Annotated in this window: 14 protein-coding genes; all 14 read right to left on the bottom strand. The window is 64.3% G+C overall.

The features are described 5' to 3' along the window. Positions 1-84: 84 nt before the first annotated feature. Positions 85-480, bottom strand: a complete 396-nt coding sequence (locus ACI2KK_RS26945) for a DUF2802 domain-containing protein (RefSeq protein ID WP_217885907.1) — start codon at positions 478-480, stop codon at positions 85-87. A gap of 1 nt (position 481) precedes the next feature. After that, complete coding sequence (locus tag ACI2KK_RS26940; RefSeq protein ID WP_016393802.1) at positions 482-961, bottom strand: chemotaxis protein CheW; 480 nt, start codon at positions 959-961, stop codon at positions 482-484. 70 nt (positions 962-1031) lie between these two features. Continuing rightward, on the bottom strand, positions 1032-1934 hold the full coding sequence (locus tag ACI2KK_RS26935) for a CheW domain-containing protein (protein WP_404671347.1): 903 nt from the start codon (positions 1932-1934) through the stop codon (positions 1032-1034). Continuing rightward, positions 1934-2722, bottom strand: a complete 789-nt coding sequence (locus tag ACI2KK_RS26930; protein WP_217885909.1) for a ParA family protein — start codon at positions 2720-2722, stop codon at positions 1934-1936. Before ACI2KK_RS26930 ends, ACI2KK_RS26935 begins: the two co-directional genes overlap by 1 nt. 151 nt (positions 2723-2873) lie before the next feature. Further along, entirely contained in the window at positions 2874-3731 is an 858-nt protein-coding gene (gene motD / locus ACI2KK_RS26925; protein ID WP_217885910.1) for a flagellar motor protein MotD, read from the bottom strand. A 2-nt stretch (positions 3732-3733) separates the two neighbouring features. Beyond that, complete coding sequence (locus ACI2KK_RS26920; RefSeq protein WP_217839633.1) at positions 3734-4474, bottom strand: flagellar motor protein; 741 nt, start codon at positions 4472-4474, stop codon at positions 3734-3736. Then, positions 4474-5604 carry a chemotaxis response regulator protein-glutamate methylesterase gene (locus ACI2KK_RS26915; RefSeq protein ID WP_404671346.1) on the bottom strand — a complete coding sequence of 377 codons (1131 nt, stop codon included), beginning with the start codon at positions 5602-5604 and terminating at the stop codon, positions 4474-4476. Before ACI2KK_RS26915 ends, ACI2KK_RS26920 begins: the two co-directional genes overlap by 1 nt. Positions 5605-5649: 45 nt before the next feature. Beyond that, the gene (locus ACI2KK_RS26910) at positions 5650-7875 is read right to left on the bottom strand and encodes a chemotaxis protein CheA (RefSeq protein WP_404671345.1); all 2226 of its coding nucleotides are present in this window, start codon (positions 7873-7875) and stop codon (positions 5650-5652) included. A 12-nt stretch (positions 7876-7887) separates the two neighbouring features. Next, a complete protein-coding gene (locus ACI2KK_RS26905; protein ID WP_217839636.1) occupies positions 7888-8676 on the bottom strand; it encodes a protein phosphatase CheZ in 789 nt (262 codons plus the stop codon). Positions 8677-8694: 18 nt separating this feature from the next. Further along, the gene (locus ACI2KK_RS26900) at positions 8695-9069 is read right to left on the bottom strand and encodes a chemotaxis response regulator CheY (RefSeq protein ID WP_217839637.1); all 375 of its coding nucleotides are present in this window, start codon (positions 9067-9069) and stop codon (positions 8695-8697) included. 104 nt (positions 9070-9173) lie between these two features. Beyond that, complete coding sequence (gene fliA, locus ACI2KK_RS26895) at positions 9174-9914, bottom strand: RNA polymerase sigma factor FliA (protein ID WP_217839638.1); 741 nt, start codon at positions 9912-9914, stop codon at positions 9174-9176. Further along, positions 9911-10744, bottom strand: coding sequence for a flagellar synthesis regulator FleN (fleN, locus tag ACI2KK_RS26890; RefSeq protein ID WP_016393812.1), 834 nt, complete (start codon positions 10742-10744; stop codon positions 9911-9913). Before fleN ends, fliA begins: the two co-directional genes overlap by 4 nt. 114 nt (positions 10745-10858) lie before the next feature. Further along, on the bottom strand, positions 10859-12169 hold the full coding sequence (flhF, locus tag ACI2KK_RS26885; RefSeq protein ID WP_404671344.1) for a flagellar biosynthesis protein FlhF: 1311 nt from the start codon (positions 12167-12169) through the stop codon (positions 10859-10861). A gap of 11 nt (positions 12170-12180) precedes the next feature. Beyond that, on the bottom strand, positions 12181-14310 hold the full coding sequence (flhA, locus tag ACI2KK_RS26880; protein ID WP_404671343.1) for a flagellar biosynthesis protein FlhA: 2130 nt from the start codon (positions 14308-14310) through the stop codon (positions 12181-12183). Between the last annotated feature and the right edge of the window lie 213 nt (positions 14311-14523).

Here is a 14523-nt window from a genome sequence, read left to right as displayed (position 1 = left end):
CGGCAAGCCGGCTCCTACAGGGTTATGTGTAGGAGCCGGCTTGCCGGCGATGGGGCGCACAGCGGCCCCACTCGATCTCGAATCTTACTCGCCGCGGTGCAACTTGCTCATCAACTGCGCCTCGGCCTGGGTCAGGCCGCAGGTCTGGGTCAGTTCCTCGACGCTGGCACCCATGCCCACCAGCTTGGCCGCCTGGGCGAAGGTGACGTTGTTCGGGTCGCGCTGCTCCAGTTGCTGCAGTTTGTCCGGCAACGGTGCCACCACCGCACGCAGCTCGTGAATCGCCTCGCCCATGCGCACGGTACCGTTCTGGTAGTCGTCCAGGCGCTTGGCCAAATCCTTGATGCGCTGGTCACGCAGCGCATCACCCTCGGCCTGCTGGGCGGCCAGCTCGCGCTGGCGCTTGCTGTAGTTGAGGAAGAACCACAGGCTCAGCGCCCACAGCAGCGCCAGGAAGATGACAGCAACCTCGAAAATCAACTCAGATGTTCTCCAGCTCAGACCACTCTTCCTCGGTCATCATCTTGTCCAGCTCGACCAGGATCAGCAGCTCGCCGTTCTTGTTGCACACGCCCTGGATGAACTTGGCCGACTCTTCGTTACCGACGTTTGGTGCGGTTTCGATTTCGGACTGGCGCAGGTACACCACCTCGGCCACGCTGTCGACCAGAATGCCGACCACTTGCTTGTCAGCCTCGATGATGACGATACGGGTGTTGTCGGTCACATCGCTTGGCATCAGGCCGAAGCGCTGGCGGGTGTCGATCACCGTCACCACGTTGCCGCGCAGGTTGATGATGCCCAGCACGTAGCTTGGCGCGCCCGGTACCGGGGCGATCTCGGTGTAGCGCAGGACTTCCTGCACCTGCATGACGTTGATGCCGTAGGACTCGTTGTCCAGACGGAAGGTTACCCACTGCAGGATCGGATCTTCGGAACCTTGTGCAGACGACTTTTTCATTCCCCTAGCCCTCAAAATCCGCCATCGGCGGTGTGCTCGTTCAATTGGCCGCGGCAGTAGCGGCGTTGATTCAGTTGTGTTTGGTGTTCATCTGCTTGACCGCGCCACTGGCGATCAGCTCGGCCAGTGCGGCCACATCCAGCAAGGCGCACATGTGTTCGATCACCGTGCCGGCCAGCCACGGGCGCTGGCCACGCTGGCTGCGCCACTTGATCTCGTTGGGGTCCAGGCGCAGCGAGCGGCTGACCTGGTGTACCGCCAGCCCCCATTCGTAGCCCTGTACCGAAATCACGTACTGCAAACCCTGGCGGAAGTCGTCGCGGTAGCGGTCGGGCATGACCCAGCGCGCGGTGTCGAGCACCTTGAGGTTGCCCGCCTGGCAGCTGAGGATGCCGAGGAACCAGTCTGGCTGGCCGAACAGCGGCGTCAGCTCCTGGCCGGCCAGGCTGTAGATCGAGCCCAGGCACACCAGCGGTACCGCAAGCGTCAGCCCGGCAACGTCGAACAACAGGCACTCGAATGGCTCGGCGGCCCAGTCCGGGCGGCCATCGACGCTGGCTGGCGGCACTGGCGCGGCAGGCGCCGGCAGGTGCACGTCGACCAGCGGCGCCACAGGCTCAGCCACCTGGACCTCGGTCAGTACCGGAATGCTGGCCTCGGCCACCACCTGGCTTTCCACCACGCTGACCACCGGCTCCGGCCGTGGCTGCGCCGGTGGCAGGATGGTCGGCAGCACCTTGGCCTGGGGCTCGGCGAAAGGCCGCGCGGCGACAGGTGGCGGCGCGGCCTGGCGGCGCGCATCGGCGGCCTGCTCTTCGCGCACCGCGGCTTCGAAATCATCGTTGGGTGCATTGCCAGCCAGCGGCGCTTCGGCCTGCATGTCGAACGACTCGGTGGCCTCCTGCAGCAGGCCGTCGAGGTACGACTGCAGGGCCATCTGCGGCTTGCTGGTAATGTGCGGCGCTTGGTTCATCAGGCCACCTGCAATGCGTTGCGGTAAGTAAGCAGGTGCTTGAGCAGCGCGCGGTAGGCGATCACGCCGCGGCTCTTGCCATCGAACTGCGAGGGGGTGACGCCTTTGCGGCTGGCGTCACGCAGGCGCGTGTCGACCGGAATGTAGCCCTGCCAGACCTGCTCGCCATAGGTGTCGCGCAGCACCTTGAGGGTGCCAAGCGAAGCCTGGGTGCGGCGGTCGAACAGGGTCGGAACGATTTGATAGGGCAGCGCCTGCTTGCGCGAGCGGTTGACCATGGCCAGGGTGCCGACCATGCGCTCCAGGCCCTTGACCGCGAGAAACTCGGTTTGTACCGGGATCACCAGCTGCTGGCTGGCGGCCAGGGCGTTGACCATCAGCACGCCGAGCAACGGCGGGCTGTCGATCAGGGCAAAATCGAAATCCTGCCACAGCTGCGCCAAGCTCTTGGCGATCACCAGGCCCAGGCCATTCTGGCCCGGCGATTGGCGCTCAAGTACCGCCAGCGCGGTGCTCGACGGCAGCAGCGAGATGCGCTCGTCACTGGTGGGCAGCAGCAACTGGCCCGGCAGGCCTTCAGGCACGCTGCCCTTGTGCAGGAACAGGTCGTAGCTGCTGTGCTCGAGTGCGTCAGGGTTGTGCCCGAAGTAGCTGGTCATCGAGCCGTGGGGGTCGAGGTCGACCACGACCACGCGCTTGCCCGCCTCGGCCAGCAGGCCGGCCAGGGCGATGGTGGTGGTGGTCTTGCCGACGCCACCTTTTTGATTGGCTACTGCCCAGACTCTCATAGGACAACTCTTGACTCGTTGATGTCGCCGAAACCCTTGTAGGAGCCGGCTTGCCGGCGATCACCGGCGCCGCCGGTGCCCCGACACCGCGTTGTCCGCATCGCCGGCAAGCCGGCTCCTGCAGAGCGTACGGCGTCGGAGAATTGACGAGTTACTGCCCCGCCACCGATGCTGGCGTGGCTGGTGCACTTTGTGTGCCAGCCCGGCGCAACGCGGCATCTGGCGTGGCATTGGCGCTACCGCTACCGGTCAGGCTGCGGCGCACTTCGAGGTTGCGGGAAATCACCAGCACCACCCGACGGTTGCGCGAGCGGCCGTCGGCCGTGTCGTTGCTGGCCACCGGCTGGTATTCGCCGTAGCCGACAGACGCCATGCGCGCCGGGTTCACCCCTTCCATCGCCAGCAGGCGCACGATGCTCGCCGCCCGGGCCGAGGACAGCTCCCAGTTGGTCGGGTACTGCGCCGTGCGGATCGGCAGGTTGTCGGTAAAGCCCTCGACGTGCACCGGATTGGCGAACGGCTTGAGAATCTTCGCCACCTTTTCGATGATCTCGAAGGCGACATCGCTGGGCATGGCGTCGCCACTACCAAACAACAGCGCCGAGTTGAGCTCGATTTCCACCCACAGCTCGTTGCCGCGCACGGTCATCTGGTCGCTCTTGATCAGGTCGCCGAACGCATCACGCACATCGTCGGCGATGCTCTTGAGCGGGTCGACGCTGGTCTGGGCAAGGCCGGCGTCGGTCTGCTCGCTGTCCTTGATCAACGGCTCGGCCGGTTTGACCGTCACCGGGCGCTCTTCCCCGATGGGGATCGGCCGGGTGCTGCGCTCGGGGTCGTTGAACACCCCGATCAGCGCCTGGGAGATCTGCTTGTACTTGCCCTCGTTGATCGAGGAAATGGAGTACATGACCACGAAGAAGGCGAACAGCAAGGTGATGAAGTCGGCATACGACACCAGCCAGCGTTCGTGGTTTTCGTGTTCCTCTACGCGACGACGACGGGCCATGGTTACTCCATGAAGCCTTGCAGCTTGAGCTCGATCGAGCGCGGGTTCTCGCCTTCGGCGATCGACAGCAGGCCCTCGAGGAGCATTTCACGGTAGCGCGACTGGCGCAGGGTCACCGCTTTGAGCTTGTTGGCGATCGGCAACAGGATCAGGTTGGCACTGGCCACACCATAAATGGTGGCCACGAACGCCACGGCGATGCCGCCACCCAGCTGCGACGGGTCGGCCAGGTTGCCCATCACGTGGATCAGGCCCATGACCGCACCGATGATACCGATGGTCGGCGCGTAGCCGCCCATGCTCTCGAACACCTTGGCCGCCTGGATGTCGCGGGACTCCTGGGTCAGGAAGTCGACTTCGAGGATGCTGCGAATGGCTTCGGGCTCGGCGCCGTCCACCAGCAGTTGCAGGCCCTTGCGCGCATAGGGGTCGGGCTCGGCATCGGCCACGCCTTCCAGGCCCAGCAGGCCTTCCTTGCGCGCGGTAAGGCTCCAGTTGACCACCCGGTCGATACCACCGGCCAGGTCGACCCGTGGCGGAAAGAGGATCCAGCGCACAATTTGCAGGGCACGCTTGAACGACGACAGCGGCGACTGCAGCAAAGCCGCAGCCAGGGTGCCGCCAAGTACGATAAGCGCCGCCGGGCCGTTGATCAGTGCGCCGACATGCCCGCCTTCGAGCAAGTTGCCGCCAACGATGGCGACGAACGCCAGGATCAGGCCGATAAGGCTCAGAACATCCATCAGACGCAAGCCTCGACCAGGTGTTTGCCAATGTCGTCCAGGCTGTAGACCGCGTCAGCCAGGTTGGCTTTGACGATGGCCATGGGCATGCCGTAGATCACGCAGCTGGCTTCATCCTGGGCCCACACCGTGCTGCCGCCCTGCTTGAGCAGGCGCGCGCCTTCACGGCCGTCGGCGCCCATGCCGGTGAGCACCACCGAGAGCACCTTGTCGCCGTACGACTTGGCGGCCGAACCGAAGGTGATGTCGACACAGGGTTTGTAGTTGAGGCGCTCGTCACCCGGCAGGATCTTCACCGTGCCACGGCCATCGACCATCATCTGCTTGCCGCCAGGGGCCAGCAGTGCCAGGCCCGGGCGCAGCACGTCGCCGTCCTCGGCTTCCTTGACGCTGATCTTGCACAGTTTGTCCAGGCGCTCGGCAAAGGCCTTGGTGAAGGCCGCCGGCATGTGCTGGATCAGCACGATCGGTGCCGGGAAACCGGCAGGCAGTTGCGTCAGCACGCGCTGCAGCGCCACCGGGCCGCCGGTGGAAGTACCGATGGCTACCAGCTTGTAAGGCTTGCGCTTGGGCGCCGGCGAATGGCTGGCGGCCGGCGCAGCGCTGCGGGTTGGCGCAGGTGCTGCGCTGCGCGCAGCCGGTGCGCTGGCGCTGAAGCTGCTGGCCGGCGCCGGGCTGCTGGCAGCTGGCGCTGCGGCAGGTGCCGGGCTTGAATAAGCGCTGAAACGGCGGTTGCTGCGCGAGATGGTGTGGACCTTCTCGCACAGCATCTGCTGGACCTTCTGCGGGTTGCGCGAGATGTCTTCGAAGTTTTTCGGCAGGTAGTCGACGGCACCGGCATCCAGCGCATCGAGGGTGACCCGGGCGCCTTCATGGGTGAGCGAGGAGAACATCAGCACCGGCGTCGGGCAACGCTGCATGATGTGCCGAACCGCGGTGATGCCGTCCATCATGGGCATTTCATAGTCCATGGTGATGACATCGGGCTTGAGCGACAGCGCCTGGTCGATCGCTTCCTTGCCGTTGGTCGCGGTGCCCACGACCTGGATGGTCGGGTCAGCCGAGAGAATTTCCGAGACACGGCGGCGGAAGAAACCGGAATCATCCACCACCAGGACCTTGACTGCCATAAACACTCCATTAGGTGGCGCACCCGTCAGGGCGCGCCACCAGAATCAAATACGCCGCGCGGCGTAACGCTTGAGCATGCTCGGGACGTCGAGGATCAGCGCAATGCGGCCGTCACCAGTGATGGTGGCGCCGGACATGCCTGGCGTGCCCTGCAGCATCTTGCCCAGCGGCTTGATCACCACTTCTTCCTGGCCTACCAGCTGGTCGACCACGAAGCCGATGCGCTGGGTGCCGACCGAGAGGATCACCACGTGACCTTCGTGCTGCTCCTCGTGCGCCTGGTCCTGGACCAGCCAGCGCTTGAGGTAGAACAGCGGCAGCGCCTTGTCGCGCACGATCACCACTTCCTGGCCGTCGACCACGTTGGTGCGCGACAGGTCGAGGTGGAAGATCTCGTTGACGTTGACCAGCGGGAAGGCGAACGCCTGGTTGGCCAGCATCACCATCAGGGTCGGCATGATCGCCAGGGTCAGCGGCACCTTGATGACGATCTTCGAACCCTGGCCCTTGGCCGAGAAGATGTTGATCGAGCCGTTGAGCTGGGAAATCTTGGTCTTCACCACATCCATGCCGACACCACGGCCGGACACGTCGGAAATCTCGGTCTTGGTCGAGAAACCCGGGGCGAAGATCAGGTTGTAGCAGTCCGACTCGCTCAGGCGGTCAGCTGCGTCCTTGTCCATCAGGCCCTTTTCCACGGCCTTGGCACGCAGCACGCTTGGGTCCATGCCCTTGCCGTCGTCGGAGATCGACAGCAGGATGTGGTCGCCTTCCTGCTCGGCCGACAGCACCACGCGGCCGGTACGGGCCTTGCCCGAGGCCTCGCGTTCGTCGGGCATCTCGACACCGTGGTCGACCGCGTTGCGCACCAAGTGCACCAGCGGGTCGGCCAGGGCCTCGACCAGGTTCTTGTCGAGGTCGGTCTCTTCACCGACCAGCTCCAGGTTGATCTCTTTCTTGAGCTGGCGGGCCAGGTCGCGAACCAGGCGCGGGAAGCGCCCGAAGACCTTCTTGATCGGCTGCATGCGGGTCTTCATGACCGCGGTCTGCAGGTCGGCGGTGACCACGTCGAGGTTGGACACGGCCTTGGACATGGCCTCATCGCCGCTGTTCAGGCCCAGGCGCACCAGGCGGTTACGCACCAGCACCAGTTCGCCGACCATGTTCATGATCTCGTCCAGCCGCGCGGTATCCACACGCACGGTGGTTTCCGCTTCGCTGGCGCCGTGCTTTTCGGCGGCCGGCGCAGGTGCGCGGGCCGGGGCCGGGGCCGGAGCGGCAGCAGGCTTGGCCGCAGCAGCCGGGGCCGGCGCGGCTGCCGGGGCAGGCGCGGGCTTGGCCGCGGGCTTGGCTTCGGCTTTCGGCGCAGCAGCAACAGCTGCGGCCGGGGCTTCGGCGGCTACCGCGCTGCCATCGAACTTGCCTTTGCCATGCAATTGGTCGAGCAACGCTTCGAATTCATGCTCGCTGATGTCGTCACCGGCAGGCGCGGCAGCCGGTGCTGCGCTGACAGCCGGCAACGCGTCGACCGCAAAGGTGCCCTTGCCGTGCAACTGGTCGAGCAGCGACTCGAACTCGTCATCGGTGATTTCGTCGCTGCCGGCAGCCGGCGCTGCGGCCGGTGCACTGGCTGGTGCTTGCGCACTGAACTGGCCCTTGCCATGCAGCTGGTCGAGCAGCGATTCGAACTCGGCGTCGGTGATTTCATCACCGTTGCCGCTGACCACTTCGCCCTGCATCTGCTCGTGCACGGCCGCTTCGGCCTTGACCGCGTCCAGCGAGTCGAGCAGTTGCTCGAACTCGGTGTCGGTGATGTCTGCCTCGGCGGCGGCTTCGGCCACCGGCTCAGGCGCTGCCGCCGGGGCAGTTGCCTCGGCACCGCCGGGCTCGGCCAGGCGCGACAGCGCGGCCAGCAGCTCCGGGGTGGCTGGGGTGATGTCGCTGCGCTCGCGCACCTGGCCAAACATGCTGTTGACCGTATCGAGTGCCTCGAGCACCACATCCATCAGTTCCGCGTCGACCCGGCGCTCACCTTTGCGCAGGATGTCGAACACGTTCTCGGCGATGTGGCAGCACTCCACCAGCTCATTGAGCTGGAGGAAGCCGGCGCCCCCTTTTACAGTGTGGAAACCGCGGAAAATCGCATTGAGCAGGTCCGCATCGTCAGGCCGGCTTTCCAGCTCGACCAGTTGCTCGGACAGTTGCTCGAGGATTTCGCCGGCTTCTACCAGGAAATCCTGGAGGATTTCTTCATCGGCGCCGAAGCTCATTAAACGTGCTCCTTAAAAACCCAGGCTGGACAGCAGATCATCGACATCGTCCTGACTGGACACGACGTCTTCACGCTTATCGGCATGAATCTGCGGACCTTCACCCCGAGTCGGATGTTTTTCTTGATCTTTTTCAGCACGCAGCTGCTGGTGGTCATGTTCGATACCGGCAAAGCGGTCGACCTGGCTGGCCATCAGCACGAGCTTGAGCAGATTGCTTTCGACTTCGGTGACCAAGGCGGTCACCCGTTTGATCACCTGGCCGGTCAGATCCTGATAATCCTGGGCCAGGACGATATCGTTGAGGTGGCTGGCGACTTTCTGGTTACCTTCGGCGCTTTGCGTCAGGAAACTGTCGACCCGCTTGACCAGCTCACGGAATTCAGGCGCTGCCACCTCGCGGCGCATGAAGCGCTGCCAGTCGGCGGACAGGCTCTGGGCCTCGGCGGCGAGGTCGTTGAGCACCGGGGTGCACGCCTCCGCCAGGTCCATGGTGCGGTTGGCCGCACCTTCGGTGAGGCGAACCACGTAGGAGAGGCGCTCGGTGGCATCGGTGATCTGCGACACTTCCTCGGCCTGCGGCATGGCCGGGTCGATCTGGAAGTTGACGATTGCACTGTGCAGTTCGCGGGTGAGCTTGCCGACTTCCTGGTACAGACCGCGGTCGCGGGTCTGGTTCAGTTGGTGGATCAGCTGCACCGCATCACCGAACCGGCCGCGCTCGAGGCTCTCGACCAGTTCCTGGGCATGCTTCTTCAGGGTAGTTTCGAACTCACCCAGAGAGTTGTTGGTTGACTCCATTGCGCCCCCTGACGTGACTCAGCCGTTGACGCGTTCGAAGATCTTCTCGATCTTTTCTTTGAGCGCCTGGGCGGTAAATGGCTTGACCACGTAACCGTTGACGCCGGCCTGGGCGGCTTCGATGATCTGCTCGCGCTTGGCTTCGGCGGTGACCATCAGCACCGGCAGGTGCTTGAGGCGCTCGTCTGCACGCACGGCGCGCAGCAGGTCGATACCGGTCATGCCGGGCATGTTCCAGTCGGTTACCAGGAAATCGAAGTTCTCGCTGTTGAGCATCGGCAGTGCCGTGTTGCCGTCATCAGCTTCCTTGACGTTGGTGAACCCCAGGTCACGCAACAGGTTCTTGATGATCCGCCGCATCGTCGAAAAGTCGTCAACGATGAGGATTTTCATGTCTTTGTTCAATTAGACCTCCAAGCAGTCTTTAACGCGCTCGGCGCCGAGCGCGCGCTCAATCAATTCGGCACTACAAAAAAACGACTGCATCGAACCTGGGTTCAACGCGCCCGCCATTCCCCAAGGCGGCTGCGCAGACGCGCGGCGCACTGGCTGTGCAGCTGGCTGACCCGCGACTCGCTGACCCCCAGGACCTCACCGATTTCCTTGAGGTTCAGCTCTTCGTCGTAGTACAGCGCCAGCACCAGGCGTTCACGCTCCGGCAGGTTGGCGATCGCATCGGCCAGCGCACCCTGGAAGCGCTCGTCTTCCAGGTCACGCGACGGCTCCAGCTGCCCGCTCGCTCCATCCTCGTGCAACCCCTCATGTTCGCCGTCCTGCAAAAGGTCGTCGAAACTGAACAGGCGGCTGCCCAAGGTATCGTTCAAAATCCCGTAGTAATCATCGAGACTCAATTGGAGTTCGGCAGCAACCTCGTGATCTTTAGCGTCACGGCCCGATCTTGCTTCAACAGCGCGAATCGCGTCGCTGACCATGCGCGTGTTGCGGTGCACCGAACGAGGTGCCCAATCACCCTTGCGCACCTCGTCGAGCATGGCGCCGCGGATGCGGATGCCGGCGTAAGTCTCAAAGCTGGCGCCCTTGCTGGCGTCGTACTTGTTGGCGACTTCCAGCAGGCCGATCATGCCGGCCTGGATCAGGTCCTCGACCTGCACGTTGGCCGGCAGGCGTGCCAGCAGGTGGTAGGCGATGCGCTTGACCAGCGGCGCGTAACGTTCCACCAGCTCGTACTGGGCGTCCTTGGACGCCTTGCTGTACATCTTGAAACCGCTCGCACTCATAGCACCGGCCCCGCACTGGTGGGTTGTACCAGACGCTCGACGAAGAACTCCAGGTGCCCGCGCGGGTTGGCAGGCAGCGGCCAGCTGTCGACCTTCTGCGCGATGGCCTTGAAGGCCAGCGCACACTTGGACCGAGGGAAGGCCTCGTAGACCGCCCGCTGCTTCTGCACAGCCTTGCGCACGCATTCGTCGTAAGGCACCGCGCCGACGTATTGTAGGGCGACGTCGAGGAAGCGGTCCGTGACCTTGGTCAACTTGGCGAACAGGTTGCGCCCTTCCTGCGGGCTCTGGGCCATGTTGGCCAGCACGCGGAAACGGTTCATGCCGTAGTCGCGGTTGAGCAGCTTGATCAGCGCGTAGGCGTCGGTGATGGAAGTGGGCTCGTCGCACACCACCAGCAGCACCTCTTGCGCGGCGCGAACAAAGCTGACTACCGAGTCACCGATACCTGCAGCGGTGTCGATCACCAGCACGTCGAGGTTGTCGCCGATCTCGCTGAACGCCTGAATGAGCCCGGCATGCTGCGCCGGAGCCAGGTGCACCATGCTCTGGGTGCCGGAGGCGGCCGGCACGATGCGCACACCGCCCGGCCCCTGCAACAGCACGTCGCGCAGTTCGCAGCGGCCTTCGATGACATCGGCCAGGGTGCGTTTTGGGGTGAGACCGAGCAACACGTCGACATTGGCCAGGCCCAGGTCGGCGTCGAGCAGCATGACCCGGCGGCCGAGTTCGGCCAGCGCCAGGGACAGGTTCACTGAAACGTTGGTCTTGCCGACGCCACCTTTACCACCGGTGACGGCGATCACCTGTACGGGATGCATGCTACCCATGTCTGTTGTTTACCTTGTCTCGCTTGAACCCAAGCCACATGAGGGGCTGAACGCTCGAGGCCATGGACCGGCCGGGCAACCCCGTGATGTAGGTACTTTGCACAGTATTCACCCTCAACCCGCCCGCTTGCCGGGGTTGTGGTAGAGATCAGCGAACATGTCGGCCATGGCCTCCTCGCTGGGCTCGTCCTGCATCTGCACGCTCACCGCACGGCTGACCAGCTGGTGCTTGCGTGGCAATTGCAGGTCATCCGGAATGCGCGGCCCGTCGGTCAGGTAGGCCACCGGCAGTTCGTGGCTGATGGCCAGGCTCAGCACTTCGCCGAGGCAGGCCGTCTCGTCCAGTTTGGTCAGGATGCACCCTGCCAGCCCGCAGCGCTTGTAGCTGTGATAAGCGGCAGTCAGCACCTGCTTCTGGCTGGTGGTTGCCAGCACCAGGTAGTTCTTCGAGGCGATGCCGCGGCCAGCCAGGGTTTCCAGCTGCATGCGCAGGGCCGGGTCGCTGGCCTGCAGGCCGGCGGTATCGATCAACACCACGCGCTTGCGCAGCAGCGGCTCCAGGGCCTGGGCCAGGGACTCGCCCGGGTCGACGTAGGTGACCGGCACGTTGAGGATGCGGCCCAAGGTCTTGAGCTGCTCCTGGGCGCCGATGCGGAAGCTGTCCATGCTCACCAGCGCCAGGTTGTTGGCACCGTACTTGAGCACGTAGCGGGCGGCGAGCTTGGCGAGCGTGGTGGTCTTGCCCATGCCGGCCGGGCCGACCATGGCAATCACCCCGCCCTCCTCGATCGGTTCGACCGACGGCACTTCGATCATGCGCGCAAGGTGCGCCAGCACCATGCGCCAGGCTTGGCGCGGCTCTTCGATTTCGGCGGTCAGTTCCAGCAGCTCGCGGGCCAGGCCGCCCGACAGGCCCAGGCGCTGCAGGCGGCGCCACAGGTTGGCCTGTTGCGGCTTGTTGCCCTGCAGCTGGCTCCAGGCCAGCGAGCCGAGCTGCACTTCGAGCAGCTCGCGCAGGCCCGAAAGCTCCGAACGCATGGCGTCGAACACCCGGCTATCGACCGCAGCCGGCGCAGGTGCGGCGGCAGGCGCCGGGGCTTCGACATGGGGCTCGACCAGCGGCTCGGAGGCGGTCAGCGACAAGCCGGCGAACAGCTGGCGATTGCCCTCGCCCAGCTCGCTGCGCCCGTCGATTTCGGCCTGGGCGGTGACGATGCGCGACTGCGTCTTGCGCAGCTCGTCCTCGAGTTCGGCGTTGGGTACGCGCGGGGCCAGGGCGGACAGCTTGTAGTCCAGCGCGGCCGTCAGTTCGACACCGCCGGCGATGCGCCGGTTGCCGATGATGGCGGCATCGGAGCCGAGCTCATCCCGGACCAGCTTCATGGCCTGACGCATATCAGCGGCGAAAAAACGCTTAACTTGCATAACCCACTACCTCAGCCATTAGGCCCCACGGTGGCAACGATGGTGACTTGCTTGTTGTCAGGTATTTCCTGATACGCCAAAACATGCAAATTCGGTACAGCCAGGCGGCCGAAGCGCGACAGCATGGCTCGGATCGGGCCGGCTACCAGAAGGATGGCCGGCAAGCCCTGCATTTCCTGGCGCTGGGCTGCCTCGATCAACGAACGCTGAAGCTTTTCGGCCATGCTTGGCTCAAGAAGAACACCATCTTCCTGACCCTGCCCGGCCCTTTGCAGACTATTGAGCAAGATCTGTTCCAACCTTGGCTCCAAGGTGATCACAGGCAGCTCGGACTCAACGCCGACAATGCTTTGCACGATTGCACGGCACAGGCCGACACGCACGACAGCCACCAGCGCGGCGGTATCTTGACTCTTGGCGGCATTGTTGGCGATGGCTTCGGCAATGCTGCGGATGTCACGCACCGGCACCTGCTCGGACAGCAGTGCCTGCAGAACCTTCAGCAGCCCCGACAAGGAAATGACGCCCGGCACCACTTCTTCAGCCAGCTTCGGCGAGGCCTTGGCCAGCACCTGCAGCAATTGCACGACTTCTTCATGGCCGATCAGCTCATGGCAGTGCTTCTGCAAGATCTGGTTGAGGTGGGTGGCGACCACGGTACTGGCATCGACCACGGTGTAGCCCAGCGACTGCGCCTGGGCGCGCTGGGCCAGGTCGATCCACACCGCCTCCAGGCCAAACGCCGGGTCACGGGCAGCGATGCCGTTGAGGGTGCCGAACACCTGGCCGGGGTTGATGGCAAGCTCGCGGTCCGGGTAGATCTCGGCCTCGGCCAGGATCACCCCCATCAGCGTCAGGCGATAGGCGCTGGGCTGCAGGTCGAGGTTGTCGCGAATGTGCACGGTGGGCATGAGGAAGCCCAGGTCCTGGGACAACTTTTTGCGCACGCCCTTGATCCGCGCCAGCAACTGGCCGCCCTGGTTGCGGTCGACCAGCGGAATCAGGCGGTAGCCGACTTCCAGGCCGATCATGTCGATGGGGTTGACGTCGTCCCAGCCCAGCTCTTTGGTTTCCATGGCGCGCTGCGGCGAAGGCAGCAGCTCCTGCTGGCGCTGGACCTCTTGCAGAGCCACAACCTTGGCCTTCTGCTGCTTCTTCCACACCAGGTACGCAGCGCCGCCAGCCACCACGCCCAGGCTGAGGAAGGCGATGTGCGGCATGCCCGGCACCAGGCCCATGACAATCATGATGGCGGCAGAGACGGCCAGCGCCTTGGGCGAATCGAACATCTGCCGGTTGATCAGCTTGCCCATGTCCTCGGAGCCCGAGGCACGGGTAACCATGATCGCGGCGGCGGTGGACAGCAACAGTGATGGCAATTGCGCCACCAAACCGTCACCGATGGTCAGCAGGGCGTAGATCTTGCCGGCATCGCTGAAGGTCATGCCGTGCTGCAGCATGCCGATGAGCATGCCGCCGATGAGGTTGATGAAGAGGATCAGCAGGCCGGCGATGGCATCACCGCGGACGAACTTGCTGGCACCGTCCATCGAGCCGTAGAACTCGGCCTCCTGGGCCACCTCGGCGCGCCGCGCCTTGGCCTGGGCCTGGTCGATCAGGCCGGCGTTGAGGTCGGCGTCGATGGCCATCTGTTTGCCGGGCATGGCGTCGAGGGTGAAGCGCGCGCTCACCTCGGAGATACGCCCGGCACCTTTGGTCACCACCACGAAGTTGATGATCATGAGGATGGCGAACACCACCGCACCGACCACGTAGTTACCGCCGATCACCACTTCACCGAAAGCCTGGATCACCTTGCCCGCGGCGCCGTGGCCTTCCTGGCCGTGGAGCATGACCACGCGGGTGGAGGCGACGTTCAGCGCCAGGCGCAGCAGGGTGGCCACCAGCAGGATGGTGGGGAAGGCGGCGAAGTCCAGCGGGCGCAGGGCGTATACGCAGACCAGCAGGACCACGATCGACAGCGCGATGTTGAAGGTGAAGAACACATCGAGCAGGAACGGTGGTATCGGCAACATCATCATTGCCAACATCACCAGCAGCAGCAGCGGCACGCCGAGATTGCCCCGGCCGAGACCGGCCAGGTTGTTACGGGCGCTGCTGATTAACTGAGTGCGATCCACCGCGAGTCCTCTTCAAGCAAAACTTTGACGCCTGCGTGGCGCCTGGCGCTGGCTTTGCAAGAAGCTTTCCAACTTTTTTGGGGTGGGGGGAAATCGGGGGGGTTGGGTGGGTTCGGGTTCGGGTTCGGGTTCGGGTTCGGGTTCGGGTTCGGGTTCGGGTTCGGGGCTTATGGTTATTGCTTTGGGAGATGTATGCGCATTCATTGACGATAT

This window comes from Pseudomonas sp. NPDC089406 (assembly GCF_044900265.1).
GTDB classification, from domain to species: Bacteria; Pseudomonadota; Gammaproteobacteria; order Pseudomonadales; family Pseudomonadaceae; genus Aquipseudomonas; species Aquipseudomonas fakonensis.
The sequence above is the reverse complement of the archived record's forward strand: the minus strand, read 5'-3'. Positions and strand labels throughout refer to the sequence as shown.

What these genes read in the sequence shown, in the direction of transcription:
- ACI2KK_RS26940 (WP_016393802.1), bottom strand. Translation starts at nt 961, where the DNA reads ATGAAAAAGTCGTCTGCACAAGGTTCCGAAGATCCGATCCTGCAGTGG.
- ACI2KK_RS26935 (WP_404671347.1), bottom strand. Translation starts at nt 1,934, where the DNA reads ATGAACCAAGCGCCGCACATTACCAGCAAGCCGCAGATGGCCCTGCAG.
- ACI2KK_RS26930 (WP_217885909.1), bottom strand. Translation starts at nt 2,722, where the DNA reads ATGAGAGTCTGGGCAGTAGCCAATCAAAAAGGTGGCGTCGGCAAGACC.
- motD (WP_217885910.1), bottom strand. Translation starts at nt 3,731, where the DNA reads ATGGCCCGTCGTCGTCGCGTAGAGGAACACGAAAACCACGAACGCTGG.
- ACI2KK_RS26920 (WP_217839633.1), bottom strand. Translation starts at nt 4,474, where the DNA reads ATGGATGTTCTGAGCCTTATCGGCCTGATCCTGGCGTTCGTCGCCATC.
- ACI2KK_RS26915 (WP_404671346.1), bottom strand. Translation starts at nt 5,604, where the DNA reads ATGGCAGTCAAGGTCCTGGTGGTGGATGATTCCGGTTTCTTCCGCCGC.
- ACI2KK_RS26910 (WP_404671345.1), bottom strand. Translation starts at nt 7,875, where the DNA reads ATGAGCTTCGGCGCCGATGAAGAAATCCTCCAGGATTTCCTGGTAGAA.
- ACI2KK_RS26905 (WP_217839636.1), bottom strand. Translation starts at nt 8,676, where the DNA reads ATGGAGTCAACCAACAACTCTCTGGGTGAGTTCGAAACTACCCTGAAG.
- ACI2KK_RS26900 (WP_217839637.1), bottom strand. Translation starts at nt 9,069, where the DNA reads ATGAAAATCCTCATCGTTGACGACTTTTCGACGATGCGGCGGATCATC.
- fliA (WP_217839638.1), bottom strand. Translation starts at nt 9,914, where the DNA reads ATGAGTGCGAGCGGTTTCAAGATGTACAGCAAGGCGTCCAAGGACGCC.
- fleN (WP_016393812.1), bottom strand. Translation starts at nt 10,744, where the DNA reads ATGGGTAGCATGCATCCCGTACAGGTGATCGCCGTCACCGGTGGTAAA.
- flhF (WP_404671344.1), bottom strand. Translation starts at nt 12,169, where the DNA reads ATGCAAGTTAAGCGTTTTTTCGCCGCTGATATGCGTCAGGCCATGAAG.